General features: G+C 39.2%; 1 pseudogene. It reads right to left on the bottom strand.

The features are described from left to right. A pseudogene (locus HMPREF3047_RS11680) lies at positions 1-370 on the bottom strand (hypothetical protein); the annotation flags it as partial.

Below are 370 nucleotides of genomic sequence, written 5' to 3'. Positions count from 1 at the left end.
ATGACGGGAAACCTGTTTGCTGCCCTCATATAGGGTAAATGAGACCGCACCGAATTCATCTTTGCCAAAATATGGGCGTAAGTACATAGTCAATAATCTGATTTTCCACAGCAAGGCTTCATACGGCACACTTGAAAAGTCTGTGCCGTTCCGATTATTGTCTATTAGTAATGACCAATCAGACTGCGTTTCCAACAATAAATATTTGGATGATCCGGTAATCTCAAGCGGATTCAAGAAATCCAATTTCTGACTGAGGGTATATTCCTCATCCAAATACGATAGTTTCGGTTTTAAATTCTGATAAAAGTCGCTTAAATCCATTAATCTTTTCAAATAGAGATCCAGTGCTTTTTCAAATGGCGCGCCA

The sequence above is a fragment of the Neisseria sp. HMSC075C10 genome (assembly GCF_001815615.1).
Classification (GTDB): domain Bacteria; phylum Pseudomonadota; class Gammaproteobacteria; order Burkholderiales; family Neisseriaceae; genus Neisseria; species Neisseria subflava_A.
Note: the sequence above shows the minus strand (reverse complement) of the source record. Positions and strands in the feature narration are given on the sequence as shown.